A 22,817-nucleotide genomic window follows, 5' to 3' on the forward strand; every position below is an offset into this window, starting at 1 on the left:
ACTGTTGGGAATGTCACAATGTATGAGGGTAACGGAAGCTGACCTGCGTCCGCGGCCTGTTACGGTCCCGCAGCTGGCTGATGACCTCCGTCAGGTGATGTTCACCGTCATAACGGTAGTGCCAGCGAATGACGTTCAGCTGCGTCAGACGGTTGTGCGTGACCTTCTCAGCAGAGTCTTCAAGCGGTAAAGGTTCTGTAGAGGTAGCGGTTTACGCCGCGGTTGAATCCGATATCGCTGAAATCATCGACGGCGACCATAAAGAGTTCATGGCCGAGCGGGGGCTGAACCGCGTGATCCGCGCGGGCTATGAGCTGCTCAGCCTGCAAACCTACTTCACCGCGGGCGTGAAAGAAGTGAACGCGTGAATCATCCCTGTCGGTGCGACTGCGCCTCACGCGGCCGGTAAGATCCACACCGACTTTGAGAAGGGCTTCATTCGTGCGCAGACTATCGCGTATTAAGACTTTATCACCTGCAAGGGTGAGCAAGGCGCGAAAGAAGCAGGCAAGATGCGTACGGAAGGGAAAGATTACTTCGTTAACGAGGTTCATGTGGTGAACTTCTTGTTTAACGTATGATTTTTTTTCATTCGATTTAGTTATTATTAACTTTAAAAAAAACCCTCTTTTAGAGGATTGTATTTTTTCCCTCCCCAAGGGTCGTCTAATAAAAACTTAGCAGGGATTGCTTCTTTTTCAGGCACAAGAGTAAAATTATAATAAATCTCGTCCCCTTCACAAACCTCATAAAAGAGCGAATAAATCTTGCCGGTTACGTTAATGCTTACATCAAATTTCTCTGTCGCAGATGCGATCTGGATCTTATTTTTATCCGTAATAAAAAATGGAACAACAATGCAGCGTTGTGCATTTTGATCTAATTTAAAAGCATTATCTATTTTGATATTGACGTTTGCTCCAAATGCGTCCTCTGGTAATGGATCGAATACAACATAATCCTTGTGTAAAACAGCGCCTTGAGAAACATTACCTTTTCCCCACTGACTCAGCTTTTCGTCATAGTCTCTGGATCGTAACAATATTTGACTATGTGAAATTAGCAGATCTACTGTTTGCATGATCTTATCACTCATTATATTCCCTAGACTTTTATTTTTGTTCCATATGATTGTTATGGAAAAACATTACCAATACTCGAACCTGCACCAAAATTACTGCTTTTAGATATCAGTTATAAGTTGTGCCGTGCCGTTGGATTGGCAATGGACCCAGAAGATATATGAAGCATCAACACTATCTACACGCGCCAGCAAATCGTAGTTGTCCTGACCACTTTCGTCGACGTAGGTGAACAGCACATCCCCGTGCGCTTCCCCCAGTAGGCAGTCATTCCCAGACACACCGGGTGGTGATGGCTTGCCGGTTGGCTGTCCGCCCAGCTTCTGGCGTCGCGTTTTACTGATGCGGCGACCGAGCGGATCGTAGCGGAAGCTGACCTGCGTCTGCGGTTTGTTGCGGTTCCTCGGGTTTGGCCGTTATCCTTCTCTACAGTGCAAGCATGGGTATTATAACGCCAGCGAATATCATTCAGCTGCGCCAGGCGGTTGTGCGTAATGTTCTCAACAGAACCTTCGAGCGGGTTAGCGGCTGCATCCCAGACCCCCTGCTCCTCTCCGGCCAGCGTGCCGTCCTGAACCAGGAGACGCCCGGCACTGTCTGTCGTACTGCCAGCGGTACCATTTGAGCGGGTTATCGTCCCGCTCTTCGCGCACCAAGTTATTGCGGTAGTAGTAATCCCAGCGGCGCTGCGACGGGCGCTGGGTATTTTACTTACGACAGTGGATGTCATGACGCCAGAGAATGCTTACCTAGGGTTTTATGTAAAGTAAATAATCCGAGGGATCAACCCTAACCCACACTTCAGCGTTTTATTTTTTGTGGGTTCCAATCAGAGTAATCAGCAACACGGATTTCATTAAGAACAAGATCTAGTGGAACATGTGCAATGCTATCTGCAATTTCATCATATGGCGCTGGCAACTCGAATGAAAAACCAAAGTCGTCATTTATAATAATACAGCCATTAAATATACGCTGTTTGTAAGTCAACCCTATTATTTCCCCCATCGTTTGGCCTGTTTGTAATATTTTATTATACCTCCCCTTATAGTTTACGTTACAACCAATAGAAATGATCGTTCCATCTTCAAGGGTAGCGATTGTCATTGTGTCATCTACAATATATGCAAGCCTTTTCTTATCATCAGGCAAGAAATAATCAAAGTAAGTTACCTTATAGCCAGCATATAACTCGCTTATGTACTTACTGATATTATCCCCCAAAAAAACGTTACCTAGTGCTCTTCCTGATAAAATATCAGCATTAAAATCAATCATTTTATACCCCCCCATTAAGTAAAACTCCGTCAACATAAACAGGTGAATCGGTTATTAAATCATAATTTTTAAACTCTCCATGACCAATTCTCCCATATACTACATCAGCACCATCAACTCCGCGATAAACTTTCCAGTAATCATTACCATGAATATTAGGTTGAGTTGGAGTCCCTCCGGGATGATAATCTAATTTGTACGTAGTACCTGATTTTGTTGTTTTGACATATTGAATATGTTGGATAGCTCCTGGTTTATTGGCTTGTGGATATGTTCTCGTCTAACCTTTGGATGTCAAAATATTATGAACATCAGCGGGTTTTTTCCCTGTTAATCTATCCACCCATCTTTGTGTTATACGATCTTTTTGAGAAAAACCACATTTTAACCCCCACGGATCCACCCACCCCAGCGCGTTCGGCGCATACTGGTAAAGGTTTATCCCCCCCGCCAGGCCTATCGGGTCCTGCTGCGTAAACTGCCCGCAGTCCGGGTCGTAATACCGGAACAGATTGTAGTGCAGCCCTATCTCACGATCCAGGTATTGCCCCTGCATGCGCAGGTTCTGGGGATATCCTGATATCTGCGTCTCGCTTTCCCGTAGCAGCTTGCCCCAGGCGCTGTTCACGCCTTCCCAGCGCACCTGTCCTTCGCTATCCGTCATCCGCTCCGGCGTGCCGTTGGGCTGGCAGTGGAACCAGAAGATCTCCGGGGCATCAACGCCGTCAATACGTGCCAGCGGATCGTAGCTGTCCTGATCGCTGTAGACGTAGGTCAGCGGCACATCCCCGTGCACCTCCTGCAACAGCCGGAACCCTTCCCAGACAAACCGGGTGGTGACCGGCTTGCCGGTTGGCTGGCCGCCCAGCATCTGGCGGCGCGTTTTGCTGATGCGTCGCCCGAGCGGGTCATAGCGGAAGCTGACCTGCGTCTGCGGCCTGTTGCGGTCCCGCGGCTGGCTGATGACCTCCGTCAGGCGGTGCTCGCCGTCGTAGCGGTAGTGCCAGCGGGTCTGGCCGTTATCCTTCTCCACGGTGCGGCCGTGGATGTCATAGCGCCAGCGAATGCCGTTGAGGTGCGTCAGACGGTTGTGCGTAACCTTCTCAGCAGATCCTTCGAGCGGGTTACCGGTAGTATCCCAGCGGTGCAACCAAGAGCACTGAAAATTACCGGTAACTATATCCCGGCGATGCAGGCGGCCAAGACGGTCATATTCGCTGCGGGTTCGTTAGTGTTAGTAGTTTGCGCCACTTTTGAATCCGATAATACCGAACTGGACGATGCCGACCGTGAAGAGTTTATGGAAGAGCTGGGTCAGGAAGGGCCAGGCGCGAAAGAAGGAGGCAAGATGCGTGCATAAGGAAAAGACTACATTGTTGAAGATGGCGATGTGATGAACTTCTTGTTTACGTTTAATTTTTATGAACGGGAAAAATCCACGCTTTCACGTACATTTTTTATTAGGGAGTCAAAAAAATATCTTAGAGATCTGACTTCTTGCTCACCTCCAAAGAAATGATTTGTGTAGTCGCAAGCTTTAACGTCTGAAAAGGCAACTCGATTAATCACTCAACAAGTAAGGCCAGACTCTAATACTTAGCGAGGCTGACACCACCGTTTCTTAGGAGAGGTCTGCCGGTCGACAATAATATATCTTCTAAATCCTTTTTTTTGCGAGCGGGAATCGTTAAAAGTTTTGAATCGCATTTTATCATAATAAGCAGGGCCTGATCGAGACAACGCGTTACGCTTCATGCCATTTAAATAAAACCAATCATGCCAGCCATTTTGGTTTTCCACATAGCTAAAGACAACAACCCCTTCTTCGTTCAGATGATTTTTAAGTAATAGAAAAATGTGCCTCGTGGCAGTGCAGGCAAAGAAGCTTTTGCCCTAAGCATCAAATAGGGTTACAACGGTTAATAATGGCTTTTTATCGGTTAACACAAAAATTAACTCGCGTGTTGTAAGACCATTGCATAATCTAAAATGGTATGCTGAAAATTTTTTTTACCCTTTAGCAATGATAACGTTTCTATGGTTTGTTCCATTCTTTATCCAGAACATTTCATCTTGAGGTAACGTTCCATTACCGCAGAAATCAACAAGCTCACCTTGCCAACCATCAGGAACATATTTTTGATAATGCATACTTTCAACATACTCCGAATATAGTCTTTTATTATCAAAATCTATAAGCAAATCCGGCATAAGATCATATATATCCCACCAAGTTGTTTTTTGCGAAAGCCTACTAAAAAACTCATCAGCTATGTCATCCTTATCGAATGAATAGCCATCTTTAATTAACCCATCAATAAAAATCTGCGCGTTTTCTTCATTTACTACGGGTATGTTATATCTTTCCTTATGGACATCCTGTAGATTTATTTCCACCCCACTTTTCACAAAATCCTCTATCCATTTAATTCTATCTAAAACCCACATTTCTTTGAACGCCACGAACCAATAATATATTCCTTCTTTCTTTACTATCACAAGGAGATCATCATCTTTATTAATATTCATATAGTAACCTATTTTACATTACCGGAGCCTGGAATCGCTACTTCTTCAAGCCATTCTGCCCATACTGATGGTAATACATACGATCTACCTGGCGTTGTTGGATCAACGTGCTTAGGAGCCAATCCCCCTTGATTTAACGGATTAAGCATGCGTCAGGGGGTTGTGCGTGTCCTTTCCAGCAAGTCGTTCGAGGTGGATTACCAGCAGACGATCGCAGTTGTCATAATTTCATTATTGCGTACAGCTGGTAAAAGACTTTTAAATGCTCAGAGTCTAATATCTAAAGACTTTACACTTAAAAGAATGAGCATGACGTAAAGAAAAAGGTAAGTTGCGTGCAGAAAGCATAAAATCAAATCGTTAAAAATGGCGATGGGATGAACTTCTTGTTTAAAGTTTGATTTGTTTTTTATGAAAAAAACGAACTTGCGCACCCTTAGGAAAATAGAACTCAAGGTATTTTTCAGCTCTGTCTTGAAACGTTCGTTCTTTGACGTAGTTATAAGAATCATTAAAATATTTGTACGCTTCATCAAATTGATTCAACTCATAAAAAACCATGCCGAGGTCGATTAACGGCGCTGTCTCTATATCCGATCCACGTGTACTAAGTATCCTCTCCCCCCATTTTTTCGCCTCATCGTTCTCCTTGAGAGCAAAGCAAGCACTGTACATGTACGCAGAGTTGCAGTTGGCAATTTTCCATTCGATCTGCGGCTCAGGAAGAGCCTGCCGGACATTTTGTTATTGCTCTAAAGCCTCGGCTTATTTTTTTATCATGAAATTCGTTTCCTTTTTCTACAAGAGATGTAAATATTATTCATGTGTTTATTCATTAGCAATAGCAAATAAACCTCCTCACCTATAAAAAGGGGAATAAGAAATAAATGCTTTTAGAAGCAAGGAGGTATCTAAGACAGTAAATCTTTATTATTAAAAAACTTAAAAACTAACCAAAAAAGAATTTCTTAAACCCTTCAACCTCAACATCTTTTAGTTTAGTTTTAAGCATCACATCGATATCTTCCAGAAAATCTTCTCTTAAATTAAATTCATCATCTGTAGCATCACCATCATAATTATTTTGTTCCATCTCAATAGCAGAACAAAAAGCATTCAAAAAGTCAGCTAAGGAACCAGAAATTATAAAGTTTCGTTTTTGAATGCTACCATAAACAGGAGATGTTAGATTTTGGGTGTCACAAAAAAGAACGTCACCATTTCTTTCAGCAAAGATTATATATTCATCGCGCCAAGCCGTATCATTTTGAACTCGCCAACCGGATAATATTTCGTTGAGATCTTGAGGTTCAATAATCTGTAAATAAAAAGTACCATCAAATGTTGGACTGTCATTTAAAATCAAATGACGATAAAAAAAATCAACCTCCCCATTTAAATTCACGGGAAAAGAAGTCTCATTTTCATCGTCTGTATAGTCTATCTCTCCCATATTCAATTCATTCATTTTAAATTTGTTCACAAGATCTTGGACTGCATTTTTTATGTTCATCTTTCCACCTATAATTGCTTACATCGTTGTCTAGATTTTAGTGTTCTTTCTCTATCGATTAAGCGCCCACGCGTCGAGTTCTTAGTATTCCCTCTATGTCCTTGATCACCATGGACATGCTCATTGAACTTGTCGGGATGGTTATGATTTTTCAAGAATACAATGTTCCTCGGATCACCTTGCCATTTGGAACCAAGTGTACCATTGCCTTCTACCGAATTGATATGATGCCCGGTATAACCTGCCCGGGACATCACAGAGGTTAGGCTCTTGTTGGGAGTCTTCAAAATTAAATCCCTCTCTTGCGCTGTCCAATTTCTTGTGCCAGCCCCACCATCCTGCAATAAGGCTTTTTCTTGCACCCATGCCCTAGAAATAGCAGAGCTTCTAGCTCCACCTTGAGCAGAAAGAGAATCATGTGGCCGGTAACGAATGAGATCGTCAGGAGTCAACCCCCACGGATCTGCCCACCCCAGCGCATTCGGCGCATACTGGTAAAGGTTTATCCCCCCCGCCAGCCCTATCGGGTCCTGCTGCGTAAACCTTCCGCAGTCCGGGTCGTAATACCGGAACAGATTGTAGTGCAGCCCTGTCTCGCGGTCCAGGTATTGCCCCTGCATGCGCAGGTTCTGGGAATATCCTGATACCTGCGTCTCGCTTTCCCGCAGCAGCTTGCCCCAGGCGCTGTTTACCCCTTCCCAGCGCACCTGTCCTTCGCTATCCGTCATCCGCTCCGGCGTGCCGTTGGGCTGGCAGTGGAACCAGAAAATCTCCGGAGCATCAACGCCGTCAATGCGCGCCAGCGGGTCGTAGCTGTTCTGATCGCTGTAGACGTAGGTCAGCGGCACGTCCCCGTGCACCTCCTGCAACAGCCGGAACCCTTCCCAGACAAACCGCGTGGTGACCGGCTTGCCGGTTGGCTGGCCGCCCAGCATCTGGCGGCGCGTTTTGCTGATGCGTCGCCCGAGCGGATCGTAGCGGAAGCTGACCTGCGTCTGCGGCCTGTTGCGGTCCCGCGGCTGGCTGATCACCTCCGTCAGGCGGTGCTCACCGTCGTAGCGGTAGTGCCAGCGGGTCTGTCCGTTATCTTTCTCCACGGTGCGTCCGTGGACGTCATAGCGCCAGCGAATGCCGTTCAGCTGCGTCAGCCGGTTGTGCGTAACCTTCTCAGCAGATCCTTCGAGCGGGTTACCGGCTGCATCCCAGCGCCACTGCTCCTGTCCGGGCAGCGTGCCGTCCTGAACCATCAGCCGGCCTGCGCTGTCGTACTGCCAGCGGTACCAGCTGAACGGGTTATCGTCCCGCTCTTCGCGCACCAGGTTATGACGGTAGTCGTAATCCCAGCGGCGGGACCAGCGGCGCGGCGACGGGCGCTGGGCATTGCCGGTAAAAACGTCCCGGCGGTGCAGTCGGCCGAGGCGGTCGTATTCGCTGCGGGTGGTCAGCAGCCCCTGCGTGCGGCTGGTCTCGCGGTGAAGCTCGTCGCGGGTAAAGTCGGAGACCGACAGCTTATCGAGGGCAATGCTGAGCAGATGCCCGCTGCCGTAGTAGAACTGTTTCAGCTCGCGGCCATCGGGCAGCGTGACGGAGGTGCGGTTGCCCAGCGCATCATATCCCCACGCCAGATCACCATGCTCGCCCGCTTCGCGCGTGACGCGCCCGAGCGCGTCATACTCAAACACAAGCTCCTGCTCTGCCTCGGTGGTCCACACGTCGGCTGAAAGCGCAGGATGAAGCCCAATCCGGCTCAGAAGGCCGGACGGCGTGTAATGGTAGCGGGTCTGCCCTTCCGGCGTGGTGCGGGCGACCAGCTGGCCGCTCGCGCTCCAGGCAAAGGCATGGGTGATGGCCTCCGGATGACCGGCGGCAAAGGTGCGCGCAATCGTGCGCCCGCAGGCGTCATAGCGATACTGCGAGGCCACGCCATCAAGCCCCACCTCTTCCAGCAGCAGCGAGTCTGGCCCCCAGCGGAACTGATACGCTTCGCCGTTCTCGTTTTCCAGGGCAATCAGACGCCCGCGGCTGTCCCAGCGGCGGCGCACCTCTTCACCCTGCGTATTACGGGTGGCGGTTAAGCGCCCTGCCTCGTCGTATCTGAACTCGCTCTCTTTCCCATCGGCGCCCGCATGCTTCACCGGCAGGCCACGTTCGTTCCATTTGAGCGACTCGGTCCAGCCTTCTGGTCGGTCGAGCTGCACCGGACGCCCTGCGGCGTCGTAGCGGTAGCGAGTCTCTTCACCGTCGGCGGCTGTCTCAGCCACCAGCCAGCCCAGCGGATGATAACGGTATTGTGTCACACGGCCCGAACAGTCCGTCGCACGCACCATCTGCCCGGCCTCGTTGTACTCCTGGTAGCGGCTGTTCCCGGCGGCATCGACTTCTTCCACAACCTGACCAAACTCGTCCCGACGCAGCAGCGTGGTCTGCCCCATCGGGTCCACCACGCGCTTCAGCCCGTGATGTTCGTCGTACCAGAACCGGGTGGCGCTGCCGTCAGCTTCGATAATGGCCGCGGGAAGCGCGCGGTGCTCCAGCCAGGTGGTGGTGCGGGTGTTGCCGTCGGCGTCGATCTCCTGCACCCGGTTGCCCATGTCGTCATAGACGAAGGTAACGGCATTACCCAGCGGATCGATGCGACGCGTTAGGAGTTCGTTGTCATCCCACTCGTAGCGCCAGTTCTCACCGCTCTCGTCAACGTAGCGAACAATGAGGTTTTGCGCGTTCCAGTAATGCTTTCGCGTCTGACCGTCGTAGTGTTCGACGGTCGTCAGCCCGGCGGCTAGATCATAGGTAAAGCGACAGCCGTCGCCGGTGCTGGTGCGGTTTTCCACCACGCGCCAGTGGTCGAATTTTTGCCAGCGGTATTCGCTCTCCAGCCCCCCCGGCAAGCGGTGCCAGGCCATCAGGCCGTGGTCGTTGTAACGGTATTCACGCGTCACCACGCCGGAGGCATCCGTCGCGCTCGCCAGCTGGCCGCGCGCATCGTACCCCCACTGCATCAGCGGCCAGGTTTTGTTGCCGTCGAGATGGCTGGCTGCGGTAACACGCTGCGGGAAACGTTCATCGTCATAGCGCAGGGTGACATCGATCGCTCGCGGCTCGTCGTGAAGACCGATCAGCCTGCCGTGCTCGTCCCATTCCGTCAGCAACGCGTTGCCGTATTCGTCGCTGAGGGAGGCCAGGCGCATGATGGCTGGGTTAGCGCGGGTCGGTTTATACAGACGCCACACCGCGCCGTCATCGTCGGCTATCGCCACGTCGCCGCTCTCATTGCGGCGGATAATGATGCCTTCGCTAATGCTGTAAAACGCGCGGTCGACCGGCGGCAGTTCAAAGCTCAGCTCGCGCCCGGTTTCATCGAACCAGGTGGCATTGTTTTCTTCCAGCGTCAGATAGCTGTCAAAGGTGGTAGCCCAGCCCAGACCGAAAAGCCCTTCGCGGGTGGTCAGGCTGTTGTAGCTGCGCTGCCAGCGCAGCGGAAAGCGCCCCGGCAGCGAGAAATCGAGTTCGTCGTCGTCATTCAGCACCTTCACGCCGGTAGCAGCGTGAACCGGGTGCGAGGAGCCGAACACGGCGTTGACGGCCATATCAGCCAGCATCCCGCCACCGGCAGCAGCCAGCGCGCAGGGCATGTTTTTCAGGATCTTGCCCGGACGCCCGCGCAGCAGGGAGAGCGCAATCATCCCCAACGCCAGACCCGGCGTTTTACCGCTTTTGATATCGCGGACCGTGAGGGTGTCGCCGCCGATGATCACGTTCGGGGAGACGTCGTCGGAAACGGTGCCTTCGCAGGTGGTGCGATCTTTCGCGCGTACCGCGGGTTGTCCGTTGATAAAGACGCTTTTAGAGCCTTCCGCCAGATACTGCGGCCCGGAGTGCTTTTCGCAAGCCACCTTGTCTTCTTCCAGCGGCGAGGTTCCCGCGGCAGCAGAGGCGACGCTCGGCTGCCACATCTCGCTGCCGAACTGTCCGGCAGCGGAGAGCAGCATACCCGCGTAGTCGGCAAAGCTGCCCGGCGACTGCGGCTCAGGGGACGGGGTATCGGCAGGCGTTAACGTCCCGGCTGCGCGTGCAGCGGGAAGTTTATTTGTCAGAACGTTGCTCGAACCGGTGGTGATTTTGCCCGCGGGCGACGGCGGGAAAAGCGCGTTACCCAGCCCTTCAGCGGCGTTGCTGATATCGTCGGTGATCCCGGCGACGTTCGCCAGAACCCCGCCGATAATGCCGCTCAACAGACAGCTGGATCCAATCGCCGCCACGCCCGCTGCTGCGGCCCCGGCTCCCAGCAGTGGGGCCGCGACGGTCGCTGCTGCGCCCACCGCCGCGCCAATCACCGCATAGGCGGCACCTTCCGCCACAATGCTGGTAATATCAGCAAAAATGCTGGAGTGAATAATCTCGTCGCCCTTACGGGCCGCGTTGTTATCGCTCATGCCTTACACATTCCGGTTGTCGTTTAGCGTCAGACTTTGCTTCAGTGCGCTCCAGCGCGCCTCGTCCTCTTCCGTAAAGGCTTTTAAGGCCGAGAGGGTAAAAATCATCAGTACCGGTTTGCCTGGCGTCTGCACGGCCAGCTGTTTTTGCCACAGGCGCTGGCCGTTACGGTCAAAGGTGGTCTCAACTTCCAGCCCGTTAATTTTTCCGTCAGGCCCGGCTTTTACGTGCTGAAATTCGCTCTGGGCGATCTCACCCATCTGAGGACGCAGCACGTCCCACTGGCGGTGAAACTCTTGTTCGTAGTCGCTGCCATCCGGGATAACGCCGCGGCTGACTACCACGGACAGCCCGCTTTCGTCATCGCGAATGATGTTCATGCTGTTGTCCTGCCAGGCGGCAGGAAAAAGGGTAAAGGAACCTTCCTGGAGGGTGTATTTCATAAGTGAACTCGGGATGATTTATTAGAAAAATAAAATTAAAAGCGCTAAAATTTATACCGCCAATATTAATTACTGCTTAGCGACTCAGAGAAATATGATCATTAGAACGTTAGCACTTTCTTTTTTTCCGCAAAAACTTTAGGGGCAGCGATATTATTGGCCGTTTGATAATTATCTTCTTTCACAGCCCGTAAAATTGCCTCGCAACTTATTGTTCGTAGCGTGACATAACTACCCTGCCCAGGCATTCCTGATTCAGAACTGGAAAGCTAAATGCCCATGCCAGCCCGCGTTCATCGGTAGGGGTGCGATATCCAACTGATTGTCCCGGCGTGTTTCCGCGAGGGATATTAGACAATTTTAGATCCGGAAAATGAGATTTGACTTGATCAAGAGTAATACATGGTTGATTAACTACGAAAGAAACCAAAGATACGCTGTTATCACCATTTCCCCATAAACGAACATCCACATTACTGATCCGTGTGCCATCAGTTAACGTAAAGGGAGCTGAAGTATAACGGTCTTCTTTCTCCTGTGTATTATTAATCAGCGGTTGGTTAAACAGTTTACTGACATCCTCAACTTGTTTACCCCACACTGATTTCATTTCTTTAATCATTTGCCACAACGAATCTTGATTCATTTTATTATGCCCTGCATAGGTAAATATTGAAAATAGTGGAAGAACAATGAGGAATGTAGCTTTAATCATCCTACTTTCCATAGAATCCTCCATAGTAATCATTATAATTTAGATTAGTCCCTGAGGCTATTTCGCCTTTACCATACACTTTTCCTATTGCTTTGGCTGCATCAATGCGAGATAACTCACCACTTACCATTTTATCATAGGCAGAATTATATGCTTTTAGGTTTTCGGCACTTCCCGCTATATCAATATCAATACCGCCGTTTGCAAGGATCTCGCGTTGTATTTTAATGTTATTCAGCGTTGCTCCACCTTCATCCATAAGCTGGCTGTTGATGAAGCTTTCCTTACTCGAAGAATCTACCGCAACAGGATAAGTTGCATGCCCTGCCTCATGTGCCAGAGTTTGCACCGTTGTGGCTGTATCTTCCATGTGTTCAGGGTCCATGACAATCAATTTGTTATTCGTATCAGCGTAACTCCCCCCTCCTGCTGCTCCCGGCTGAATAGCCCACCCTTTATCTTTTAGATCTTTTAATTGTGTCTGAAGCGTTGGTGACTTATTGATTTCCTTAACTACATCTTCACTGAAGGGCATCACATCAGAGTTGTAGGAATTATTTTGATAGACGTAACTCCCTTTTAATGGTGGCGCTGATGCAAATTTTGTTGTTGGTTTTGGTCTGGTTGCTGCTGGCGCTGAAGCTGCGGGAGCCGGATTCTTAGCACTTTTATTCGGAGAAAACTTCTCCTGCACCGCCGCATCAATATCCCCTTTATGCCCCGATCCCGGCGCCGTTGTGCCCGGCTTGGTGCCCGACGTATTCAGATGCAGCTTACCGCCTGTGGTGATATACCCATCCCCTTCCACAAAGAAGTTAAACTCTTTGCCGATCAGGTTAATTTTGCCGTTAGCGTTAAGCTCAATAGCACTCTCGCCCGAGACCAGCCGCAGCTTCGTCCCGGAAGCAATGACGTACTGCTCCACCGCTGCATCCAGCTTGCCTTTACCCGTCAGGATCTCGGTTCCGCCTTTCACGGCCTGGATCTGATTAGCCTCCACGCGATGCAGCTCATTTTTCTTCACGTAATGGCTGCGCGCGCCGCCAACGGTGTGCGTTTCATCATTTTTAACGCTGGTGTCCATGTTGCGCTCGGCCTGGATCCACACCTGCTCTGCGCCCGCCTTGTCCTCAAAGCGCAGGGCGTTGGCGTTGTCCACGGAACCGTCCTTGGTGCGGCTCATAAAGCCCATCTGCGTCGCGGCAGCAGGCAGCGCCCACGGCGGCATGCTGGCTTCGTTATACACGCGACCAGTGATAATCGGACGGTCCGGGTCGCCGTTGATAAAGTCCACCACCACCTCATCGCCGACGCGCGGGATCTGCACCCCGCCGTAGCCCTGGCCCGCCCAGGCGCTCGACACGCGCACCCAGCAGGAGCTGGTGTCATCGCCCTTCGCCAGGCGGTCCCAGTGGAACTTCACCTTCACGCGGCCATATTTGTCCGTCCAGATACTCTCCCCCTGCGGCCCCACCACTTTCGCCGTCTGCGGGCCGTAGGTCCGCGGCCACGCCGTGCTCTGCGCCGGACGGTAGGACACCGACGCCGGAATGACGCTGAAATCGGTGCGGTGAATGGTTTCCCCCTCGCCGCTCGCGTAGCGGTTCTCCTCGAAGTGGTAGCCCGCCGCCGTCACCAGATACTCGCCGTTGTCGCTGAAGAACGGCGCGTTGGTCAGGGTGAAGATGTGGCCCGGCGCAATGCCCGCCGCCGTGGCGGTGGCCTGAATCTGCTGATGCTCAACCTGCCAGCGCTCCTGACGGATGCGGGCGTAGAACTCCGCATGGCCTGTCTCCACAAAGCGACCCGGCCAGTCGTACACGTCGATGCTGCCCGGTTTCGGTGACGCCGGGTTCTGCTGCGCCTGGAACAGCCACGCATTCGGCTTGCGGAAGTCGTAGTCGTCGAGGCTGTAAATCCCCGGCGTGACGCTGTCCTCCAGCGCCCACTGGCTGATGCCCTCTTCATCCGTACTGCCGCCGGACGGCGTCTGATGGTAAGGAATAACCTCATAGCCGCTGAACGGCTGATGCTGCGTCGCGGCGTCGGTCAGCACCAGGGTGTGCTTGTCCGCCTCATGGCGGAAGTAGTACGCAATCCCCTCCAGCTCCATCAGGCGGCTGATGAAGTCCAGGCTCGACTCCTGATACTGCACGCAGTAGTCCCACACCCGGTAGCTGCCGGTGAGTTTGTCTTCGAGGTTAACCTGATGCTCACCCAGCAGGGTTTTGACAATCTGCGGTACCGTCTGGCCCTGGAAGATACGCAGGTTACGGTCGCGCTTCATCGGCCACAGGTCCGGCTCCACCGTCAGCTGGTACACCGCATAGCGGGTGCCCGTCAGCTCCACGGCGCTCACCGCCACGCGGGTAATCTTGCCGTTAACATAGCGGGAGGTCAGCAGATTCTGCGTCGGGATGGTCACCGTGACCGGCTGGCCGAGCAGCCTGCTGCGGTCGATGCGCGCGTCTGTGCCGAGCACGGTCAGCGTCAGCGCGAACGACTCGGACATCGCCTCGCGGCCGGAGAGTTTCCAGAAGAGCAGCCCCTCAACCGGGAGCTGGACGGTAATTCGGTTGAGCATAATCTTTATTCCACTATGGACGAATCTCAGTGCCAGAAGTTAACTCATCTCAGTATGCAAAGCGGAAACGCCGTTGATGTGATAATGAGTAGCTGTAAGATTGACTTCGCTTGCCACAAAATAAAACTACTTTTCCTGTAGTTTCATTGAGATAAACAGTTATAAGAAAGTGTCTTCGGGGGCTCTATCGAACAATTCACCAGCCATTTTGGCGATACGTTCATGTTGTACAAGATTGTTTTTCCACTCCTGCGGAATACCGGAATAACCATATAATGCTCCAGCTATTTGTCCCGCCGTCGCCGCAACGCTGTCAGCATCATCGGCAAGGTTGGCTGCCAGCAGAATGGCATCACGGAAATTATCCGTATTCCATACGGACCACATCGCGGCTTCAAGCGTATCGATAACATAACCACTTGAACGAATCTGATCGCGAGTTTTTTGCTTATATTCACCCGCGTTGATAATCATTACGCGTGGCTGAAGCGGCATAACGTGCGGAGAAAAAACAAAATCTTTATTGCTACCGTTAATCATATGCACAAGCAAATAACTTAAATACTGCGTGCTATTGATTGCTTCCGCGGCACCGTGTGTTGCGATACATTGTTTTTTAGCTTCATAAAACGCTTTGCTTAATGACTTTCTAAAAAAAATAGAGACAGGGGCTTGTCTGATAATGGAAGCATTACCCGCAGTTTCTGGAGCAGTATTGCCGCTCCATCCTGGGCCAATTGTTAAATATTGCTCTAAAGCAAATCGCGTTGTATTACCTATATCAAAACAGACGCCATTTGAACTGTTATAACCATGCTGATACCATTCCAGAAGCTTATTCCTGAAACATATAGTATCAGCATCGCCTTTCTCAAGAAGCGTTTCCGCAAGTCATAATGCCATGGATGTATCATCCGTCCATTCGCCTGCACGAAGTTGAAATGGCCCACCTCCTGTCATATCTTTGACGTATGCTCTGTCACGAGGCAAAAATTCGAGCGTCGTACCTACAGCATCTCCAACAGCAAGACCAATAAGCGTACCTACCGCACGATCCCGTGATTGCGCTAGTGAGATATTACATGGTGGTGGTAAATCCCATTGTTTTTGTACATCACTATTTGAGGATGACTCTAATGGCTTATTATCATACGTATACTGCATCCTTCGCTGGACTGAAGGTCTGCTAATGGGTAAGTATTTACGATATCTATCAACATATTTTAACAAGGCATTTAAATCAGCATGTAAGTCAATCACCTTTCACCCATAATAAAAAATATTATTCATATGAAATACTAAAATTCATCAGGGAATTTCTTCATGAGGTTTTGTTTCTTTTTATTATAGTTGGTATCGACCTCATGCGGCAGCCTAACCTTTAACCCTCGGCGGATTTGATCCACAATAAACCAGGCATCTGACAACCTTTCAAAAAACAACTCATCAGAATGATCAAACTCCTTCCCTGCATACATACCGAACGTCATATCCCATAATTTCGCTCTATCCTTTTCCTTGCCTTCGATTAAATCCCGCAGAAATAATAATTGTTGTACAATAGAGTCGTACATTTGCAAAAGCGGGGATTGGGGATCACGATTCTTGACGTCTGCATATCTTTTCTGTGCTAAAGTTAATGCTCTATCAACGTAACCAAACATTGTCATTTCATTCATTGCAGTAGATTCAGTTAACTAAAAATTCCATACCTGATCGCAAGTCATCATATGCCCTCGCTTACCCTTGGTAATTCTAACTATAAAAAATTATCCTCAGGTGCTCTATCGAATAGTTTACCCGCCATTGTGGCAATACGTTCGTGTTGTACGAGTTTATCTTTCCAGTCCTGCGGGATAGCGGAATAACCATACAACGCCCCCGCTATTTGTCCCGCCGTCGCCGCAACACTGTCAGCATCATCGGCAAGGTTAGCTGCCAGTAGAATGGCATCGCGGAAATTATCCGTATTCCATACGGACCACATCGCGGCCTCAAGCGTATCAATAACGTAACCACTTGAACGAATCTGGTCGCGAGTTTTTTGCTTATACTCACCCGCGTTTATGCTCATTACACGCGCGCACAGTGGGAAAACATGAGGCGAAAAAGCTTCTTCTTTTTGATAACCGTTGATTAAATAGTGCAATACCAATCCGAGAAATTGGCATGCGTTAATTGATTCTACCGCGCCATGCGTTGCTCGACTCTGAGCCTGTGATTCGAAGTAAAACGCACGCAGTGATTTTCGACGAAAGATAGACACCGGTGCTTGACGATTAACCCCAGCATTACCAGCAGTGTGTTTCTCTGTATTACCATACCAGGAAGGTCCGACACGCATATACTGTTCAAGCGCGAACCGCGTCGTATTGCCGATATCGAAGCACCGACCATTACTGCTATTCTCTCCGTCAAGATACCATTTCAGGAGATATTTTCTAAGCACATCGGTGTGCATTCTGTTTTCTGAAAGATAAGTCTCTGCCAGACATAATGCCATGGACGTATCATCTGTCCATTCACCAGGTTTTAATTGAAAAGGCCCGCCACCAATCATATCTGCTACATGTTCACTGTCTCTTTTCTTAAACTCAAGAGTGGTGCCGACGGCGTCCCCAACAGCCAATCCCACAAACGCCCCAAGCGCTTTATCACGTGAAACATCTTCAGTCGTGACTAAAGGTAATGTTACATCCCATGGGAGAGATGAATTCGACGCATCTATACTATTGCTTCTTAATCCATTACGGACATCAATTGGCATATAACATTGATAACGATCGGCATAATGATTGATTACTGAGTCTTTACTGTGAAGATCTTGCATCACACACCCTTTAAATAGAGCAACAGGGGGGGTCATATGACAGACCATTATTCATCTTTTCTCTTACCAAAAAATCTTTGATTAATTTGAAGAAGGGAGATTGTAATCAAACACTGCGCATCACTTGCGATATCTTTTTTGCCTTTTTAAGTATTCTACGCCTTGCTCATAAGGAAGAATAATCTTAAATCCTTGTCCCATTTGCGAAGCTATATACCTAGCATTGGACAATGCTGAGAAATTTCGTCATCAGTAGTATCAAACTCTTTGGACGCAAGCACTCCGAGATTCAATGTGTGTAATTTACTTTTATATTTTTCAACACCAATGAGAATAGATTTAATATAATCTTACTGATTCTTCTCCATAACATATAAAGAAATGTAGGATATTGCTCTAATCGACTATTAATTGCATCAATAGCATCATTGATATAATCCAGCGCGGTATAATTTTCTTTACTCATGATCCAACTTAAATATATCCTTTTCACTTGAAAGAATCTTTGAAAGCGTGCTCTGGCGTAACCACTGCCGCCGTGGTGGTGTGAATTTTCTGATGCCCGACTTACTTGCCTGCGCTCCTGACGGATATCGGCATAGCAATGCCTCCAGCGCCATCAGACGGCTGATGAAGTCCAGGCTCGACTCCTGGTAGTGACGGTTTATGGTGGAGATGATATTGACAGGGCAGGGAAACCGACAAAGTCACCGATCATCTAAAAAAAGAAAAGCTACGCGTACGCATGAATTTGTCCTGAATATCGAGTCAAAGATTAGACATTTTCTATATGGAATGTTGACAGGATGATTTCGAGGCAGCGTTTATTCGCCTCGAAGTGGTAATCATGATAGTTACGGTGTCTGCCAATCAGTTCTGCATAGCACCAGACTTTGCCCACGCTAAAAATATAGCACTGGTAAACAGCGCGCATTTCTTCCTCTGCGCTGAACATTTCCCCCCGGCATGTCCACAGTGTTTTTCCGAGGGATGGATTAAACTCATTTGGAATAGTAGCAAGTGCTTCAGTCTTAAGCGTAACGGCAGGTTCTCGATCGTGAAACCGTTTAATCGAAACGCTAAAAACATCCTGCGCGGTAAACAACATCTCCTGCGAAAAAAAGCAAAGATTAATGACACCGTAGTTAATGCCATCAAACGAGTGCTCGACCACCAGGCGCGTTTCTGTAAGGGGATTCACCTGCCAGGATTCCGGTACTTTAAATCCACTGCTGTTTTTAGCACTGAGGTTCACGGTCTTAAGCAGTTCAGCCAGAACCAAGTTACTACGATGCAGTAAATCCCAGTTCACTACAGTAAAGTAAATATCATTCGCCAGCGCAGGGTAGTCGCGAGCGGCACAGGCCGCTTTAATCAGGAAATAATTTCCGCCTCCTTCTTGCGGATTGTAATCTTTCTGTACGGTATAACGTGAAATGACCTCGTCGCCGGATGAGTGCGTTTTGAGAGTTAGCACATCTGCAAAAAGGCCACTACCGGAAGGATGCGCAATCAAGCGCTGATTCAACACTTTCTCGCCCATCAGTTCCAGTTTATTAAACAGCCAATCAGAGGGATTCATCTCCCACTGACAGCGTTCATAAGCGGCCCAAACTTCCATATAGGGTTGCGCATCATCGGTGGCATAGCGACCCAAGTTAGTCAAGCCGACCTCAGGAAGGTGCTGCGGGGTCAGTTCAGCTGGCTTAACACGATTTGGCAAAATCACCCAGTACTGAAGCATTTTTTTATCAGCAGAGGTATACAGGCATTTCCAGTAGTTCGCCTTAATCTCTTCATTGCTTGCGGTTGAGACGATGGGAAAAGCATAATTATTACCAGTGTTCATAAAACCTCTTCAACTCAGACAGTGCTGCCAAACCAGATACCATAGAACATTAAGATACAGCCTAACGAGGCTAGACACTTTACTACCAGGCGTAATTTTGCCCCATACTTACCAGATAGTGATAATAATTTTGTATAGTTTGCTGCAGTGTTATAGCGCTTGTGGAATCGCATAATAATATCGAAAATATTATTCAACATCACGACAAAAAACTTCGACAGAAGCACTGCCATAAAGGAAGCTGGTATTATTACTGATAATGACCGTGCAGTTTCTCTGGTAAGCAACGGGATGAACTTAGAAAAGCCAACCAAAACAATGACCAATACAAATGCACCAATCAGTACTGAAATGAATTTTATTCCAAAGCCACGCCATTCTTCTTTTGTATATAGATCTTTTCCATTCCAGATATAGATCAAAGTGATTAAAATAAAAATCGTTAAGCCAGCCCATTTCATTATTTCATTGTCCTCTCACATCCCTTAATCGCCTATCAAAACAGTAACACACCCGGTAATAATTGTCCCATCCCCGCTTTCTGTCGGAACAGAGGTGACGGCTGGCTCATCCTCTTCCCCATACAAATAGTCAAAGAAATCCAGTATAGGCTTAAATGCCACTTTCAGACTTGCATCACCCTTAAGCCCTACAAGCCCTGCAGCCCCACCAGTCACCCTGACGTTAACGGAATAATCTTTAGTGTCCCAGAAAGCGCTTCCACCTCCCGCGAGACCAGCAGACCCAAAGCTACCGTCGATTTTTGCTTCTCCGGAAACGATGCCCAGAATATCAAGGTTACCCGAAACTTCGCCTTTCACTCCTTTCGCTTCCGCACCGGCGTCAGCAGTCAAACCATACTTCCCATCATTGCCGGTATAAACTTCTAATACGGCTTTAGCTTCTGCTGTACCAATAGTTACATCCCCTGATACTCCACCATACAACGTTCCTTCTTTACCCGCAGCAACCGAACCACCGTATTGCTCACCTGTCGCAGCGGCATTCGCATTCAAGCCATAAATATCGTTGCCGCCACCATACAGAGACCCCGTCGCATTGGCGACGGCGAGTTTATTACGCATTTCTGCCCGTAGCAGATCCTTACTTTTCATATTCCCAATTGTAATATCCGCCAACGCAAAACCAGCTGAAGCGGTATCAAAATCACCGTTGAGGTTTTTATCTTCGAGGCTGGCGTACGCACCCAGAACACGAGCATCAAAATGTTCGCCGTGCATCATCCCATCTTCGCCGGCATTTTTCGCCAGCGTGCCCCCCCAATATTGAGGTGCTGCTGCTTTCGGTATGGCAGGTGCCGGTGAGCCGCTAACATCACACTTCGTCTTGTCTCCTTGACGTGCAAGTGGCATACCGTTAACGAAGACAGTACCGGAGCCCCCCACAATAATACCGCTGCCGTGCGTCGAGCAGGATAACGTATCACCCTTTCGAGCGGCGGGAAAACCACCGATGATGACGTCCGGGCTTCCCGACTGTATTGGCCCCGAATGTGCGCTGACATCTATGGTCGCTCTGGCGGCAGGCTGTCCCATGTTCAAAAATCCTTCTACATATTAGCTGTTAATTTTAACAACAGCGCCTTTAATATCTGTCAGGTTTGTACCATTGAGATGAAGAGTATCATTAGCTTTCATCTCGGCATTTATTCCGCCGCCTAACTTCGTCAACTCCGTCCCTTTGAAGGATGCCACAGTAATACTCTCAGCCTTGAGTGTCCCTTCGGAAACGATAATTTCAATTGTCGATGGCGTGATAAGAATGTAGTTATCATTCACCTTTAACTTAATCGAGGTTGTCGCTTCCAGCAGAGCATTTCCCTCTTTATCCATAGTCAATACGGTTTGGTTTTTACCTACATTGAATTTGTGCTGATTACCCGTGTTGCTGGTTGAATTCGCCCCCACGTTCACGTCCCGGTTACGCTTAACCGTTACGTGCTCATCCCGGCCGATAATTTTTTTACGGTCTACCCCTACGTCATGTGTCTCGCAGTTCTCGATCTCGGTGTCCATGTTTTTTTCAGCATGAATCCAGATCTGCTCTTGCCCAGCCTTATCCTCGAATCGTAGGGCATTGGCATTATCTTTGTGGCCATCCTTACTGCGGCTCATAAAACCCATCTGCGTCGCAGCAGCCGGCAGCGCCCACGGCGGCATGCTCGCGTCGTTGTACACGCGCCCGGTAATAATCGGACGGTCCGGGTCGCCGTTGATAAAGTCCACCACCACCTCATCGCCCACGCGCGGGATCTGCACCCCGCCGTAGCCCTGGCCTGCCCAGGCGCTCGACACACGCACCCAGCAGGAGCTGGTGTCATCGCCCTTCGCCAGACGGTCCCAGTGGAACTTCACCTTCACGCGACCGTATTTGTCCGTCCAGATACTCTCCCCCTGCGGCCCCACCACTTTCGCCGTCTGCGGGCCGTAGGTCCGCGGCCACGCCGTGGACTGTGCCGGACGGTAGGACACCGACGCCGGGATAACGGTGAAATCGGTGCGGTGAATGGTCTCCCCCTCACCGCTCGCGTAGCGGTTCTCCTCGAAATGGTAGCCCGCCGCCGTCACCAGATACTCGCCGTTATCGCTGAAGAACGGCGCGTTGGTGAGGGTAAAAATGTGGCCCGGCGCAATGCCCGCCGCCGTGGCCGTCGCCTGAATCTGCTGATGCTCCACCTGCCAGCGCTCCTGACGAATGCGGGCGTAGAACTCCGCATGCCCTGCCTCCACAAAGCGACCCGGCCAGTCGTACACGTCGATGCTGCCCGGTTTCGGTGACGCCGGGTTCTGCTGCGCCTGGAAAAGCCACGCGTTCGGCTTGCGGAAGTCATAGTCATCGAGGCTGTAAATCCCCGGCGTCACGCTGTCCTCCAGCGCCCACTGGCTGATACCCTCTTCGTCCGTACTGCCGCCGGACGGCGTCTGGTGGTAAGGAATGACCTCATAGCCGCTGAACGGCTGGTGCTGGGTGGCGGCGTCGGTCAGTACCAGGGTATGCTTGTCCGCCTCGTGGCTGAAGTAGTACGCAATCCCCTCCAGCTCCATCAGGCGGCTGATGAAGTCCAGGCTCGATTCCTGATACTGCACGCAGTAGTCCCACACCCGGTAGCTGCCGGTGAGTTTGTCCTCAACGTTGACCTGATGCTCACCCAGCAGGGTTTTGACAATCTGCGGCACCGTCTGGCCCTGGAAGATACGCAGGTTGCGGTCGCGCTTCATTGGCCACAGGTCCGGCTCCACCGTCAGCTGGTACACCGCGTAGCGGGTGCCCGTCAGCTCAACGGCGCTCACCGCCACGCGCGTCACCTTGCCGTTGATAAAGCGGGGAGTAAGCAGGCTCTGCGTGGGGATGGTCACCGTGACCGGCTGACCGAGCAGCCTGCTGCGGTCAATGCGCGCATCCGTGCCGAGCAGGGTCAGCGTCAGCGCGAACGACTCGGACATCGCCTCGCGGCCGGAGAGTTTCCAGAAAAGCAGCCCCTCAACCGGGAGCTGAACGGTAATTCGGTTGAGCATAATCTTTATTCCGTAATGGTTTAT

General features: G+C 50.1%; 17 protein-coding genes and 4 pseudogenes. 2 read left to right on the plus strand and 19 right to left on the minus strand.

Annotation, left to right across the window (positions count from 1 at the left end):
• Positions 1–28 precede the first annotated feature (28 nt).
• Positions 29–187, minus strand: a pseudogene (locus ACOTX4_RS12745) (RHS repeat protein); the annotation flags it as partial.
• On the opposite strand from ACOTX4_RS12745, the pseudogene ACOTX4_RS12750 reads away from it, so the two are divergent.
• A pseudogene (locus ACOTX4_RS12750) lies at positions 174–581 on the plus strand (DUF933 domain-containing protein); the annotation flags it as partial. The pseudogenes ACOTX4_RS12745 and ACOTX4_RS12750 overlap by 14 nt on opposite strands.
• Before the next feature lie 32 nt (positions 582–613).
• On the opposite strand, the gene comJ reads toward ACOTX4_RS12750, so the two are convergent.
• From comJ to ACOTX4_RS12770, 4 genes and pseudogenes are all read right to left on the minus strand, one after another.
• Positions 614–1,096 (minus strand): competence protein ComJ, encoded by a 483-nt coding sequence (gene comJ / locus ACOTX4_RS12755; protein ID WP_023314287.1) that lies wholly within the window; start codon positions 1,094–1,096, stop codon positions 614–616.
• Between the two features lie 164 nt (positions 1,097–1,260).
• Positions 1,261–1,812: a hypothetical protein gene (locus tag ACOTX4_RS12760; protein WP_022651387.1), complete on the minus strand. Its 552-nt coding sequence runs from the start codon at positions 1,810–1,812 to the stop codon at positions 1,261–1,263.
• A gap of 71 nt (positions 1,813–1,883) precedes the next feature.
• Positions 1,884–2,360, minus strand: a complete 477-nt coding sequence (locus ACOTX4_RS12765; RefSeq protein ID WP_032628402.1) for a hypothetical protein — start codon at positions 2,358–2,360, stop codon at positions 1,884–1,886.
• Between the two features lie 382 nt (positions 2,361–2,742).
• A pseudogene (locus tag ACOTX4_RS12770) lies at positions 2,743–3,585 on the minus strand (RHS repeat domain-containing protein); the annotation flags it as partial.
• Between ACOTX4_RS12770 and ACOTX4_RS12775 the strand changes: the two are divergent.
• Positions 3,505–3,720: a hypothetical protein gene (locus tag ACOTX4_RS12775; RefSeq protein ID WP_045332689.1), complete on the plus strand. Its 216-nt coding sequence runs from the start codon at positions 3,505–3,507 to the stop codon at positions 3,718–3,720. The pseudogene ACOTX4_RS12770 and the gene ACOTX4_RS12775 sit on opposite strands and share 81 nt — an antisense overlap.
• A gap of 650 nt (positions 3,721–4,370) precedes the next feature.
• Here ACOTX4_RS12775 and ACOTX4_RS12780 read toward each other — a convergent pair.
• The 14 genes and pseudogenes from ACOTX4_RS12780 to ACOTX4_RS12845 all read right to left on the minus strand — a co-directional run bounded on the left by ACOTX4_RS12780 (position 4,371) and on the right by ACOTX4_RS12845 (position 22,793).
• Complete coding sequence (locus tag ACOTX4_RS12780) at positions 4,371–4,889, minus strand: hypothetical protein (RefSeq protein WP_032658889.1); 519 nt, start codon at positions 4,887–4,889, stop codon at positions 4,371–4,373.
• Positions 4,890–5,838: 949 nt separating this feature from the next.
• The gene (locus ACOTX4_RS12785) at positions 5,839–6,402 is read right to left on the minus strand and encodes a hypothetical protein (RefSeq protein WP_017384278.1); all 564 of its coding nucleotides are present in this window, start codon (positions 6,400–6,402) and stop codon (positions 5,839–5,841) included.
• 8 nt (positions 6,403–6,410) lie between these two features.
• Positions 6,411–10,835, minus strand: coding sequence for an RHS repeat-associated core domain-containing protein (locus tag ACOTX4_RS12790; protein WP_114138425.1), 4,425 nt, complete (start codon positions 10,833–10,835; stop codon positions 6,411–6,413).
• A gap of 3 nt (positions 10,836–10,838) precedes the next feature.
• Positions 10,839–11,279, minus strand: a complete 441-nt coding sequence (locus tag ACOTX4_RS12795) for a DcrB-related protein (protein ID WP_032648541.1) — start codon at positions 11,277–11,279, stop codon at positions 10,839–10,841.
• Positions 11,280–11,487: 208 nt separating this feature from the next.
• Positions 11,488–11,994 carry a hypothetical protein gene (locus ACOTX4_RS12800; protein ID WP_223831766.1) on the minus strand — a complete coding sequence of 169 codons (507 nt, stop codon included), beginning with the start codon at positions 11,992–11,994 and terminating at the stop codon, positions 11,488–11,490.
• 1 nt (position 11,995) lies between these two features.
• Positions 11,996–14,578 (minus strand): type VI secretion system Vgr family protein, encoded by a 2,583-nt coding sequence (locus tag ACOTX4_RS12805; RefSeq protein ID WP_047054890.1) that lies wholly within the window; start codon positions 14,576–14,578, stop codon positions 11,996–11,998.
• 159 nt (positions 14,579–14,737) lie between these two features.
• Positions 14,738–15,838 (minus strand): annotated as a pseudogene (tri1, locus tag ACOTX4_RS12810) (ADP-ribosylarginine hydrolase Tri1).
• Between the two features lie 38 nt (positions 15,839–15,876).
• Positions 15,877–16,257 carry an immunity protein Tsi6 family protein gene (locus ACOTX4_RS12815; RefSeq protein WP_022651396.1) on the minus strand — a complete coding sequence of 127 codons (381 nt, stop codon included), beginning with the start codon at positions 16,255–16,257 and terminating at the stop codon, positions 15,877–15,879.
• An 80-nt stretch (positions 16,258–16,337) separates the two neighbouring features.
• Positions 16,338–17,408: an ADP-ribosylarginine hydrolase Tri1 gene (gene tri1 / locus ACOTX4_RS12820; RefSeq protein ID WP_063937647.1), complete on the minus strand. Its 1,071-nt coding sequence runs from the start codon at positions 17,406–17,408 to the stop codon at positions 16,338–16,340.
• 209 nt (positions 17,409–17,617) lie between these two features.
• Positions 17,618–17,701, minus strand: a complete 84-nt coding sequence (locus tag ACOTX4_RS12825; protein WP_230246519.1) for a hypothetical protein — start codon at positions 17,699–17,701, stop codon at positions 17,618–17,620.
• Between the two features lie 482 nt (positions 17,702–18,183).
• Entirely contained in the window at positions 18,184–19,257 is a 1,074-nt protein-coding gene (locus ACOTX4_RS12830; RefSeq protein WP_023314297.1) for a hypothetical protein, read from the minus strand.
• Between the two features lie 14 nt (positions 19,258–19,271).
• Positions 19,272–19,718: a hypothetical protein gene (locus tag ACOTX4_RS12835; protein ID WP_023314298.1), complete on the minus strand. Its 447-nt coding sequence runs from the start codon at positions 19,716–19,718 to the stop codon at positions 19,272–19,274.
• A gap of 24 nt (positions 19,719–19,742) precedes the next feature.
• Positions 19,743–20,813, minus strand: coding sequence for a PAAR domain-containing protein (locus ACOTX4_RS12840; RefSeq protein ID WP_045337768.1), 1,071 nt, complete (start codon positions 20,811–20,813; stop codon positions 19,743–19,745).
• A 21-nt stretch (positions 20,814–20,834) separates the two neighbouring features.
• On the minus strand, positions 20,835–22,793 hold the full coding sequence (locus ACOTX4_RS12845; protein ID WP_063937649.1) for a type VI secretion system Vgr family protein: 1,959 nt from the start codon (positions 22,791–22,793) through the stop codon (positions 20,835–20,837).
• Positions 22,794–22,817: the final 24 nt, after the last annotated feature.

It is taken from the genome of Enterobacter cloacae complex sp. IR5459, from assembly GCF_049238005.1.
GTDB classification, from domain to species: Bacteria; Pseudomonadota; Gammaproteobacteria; order Enterobacterales; family Enterobacteriaceae; genus Enterobacter; species Enterobacter hormaechei_C.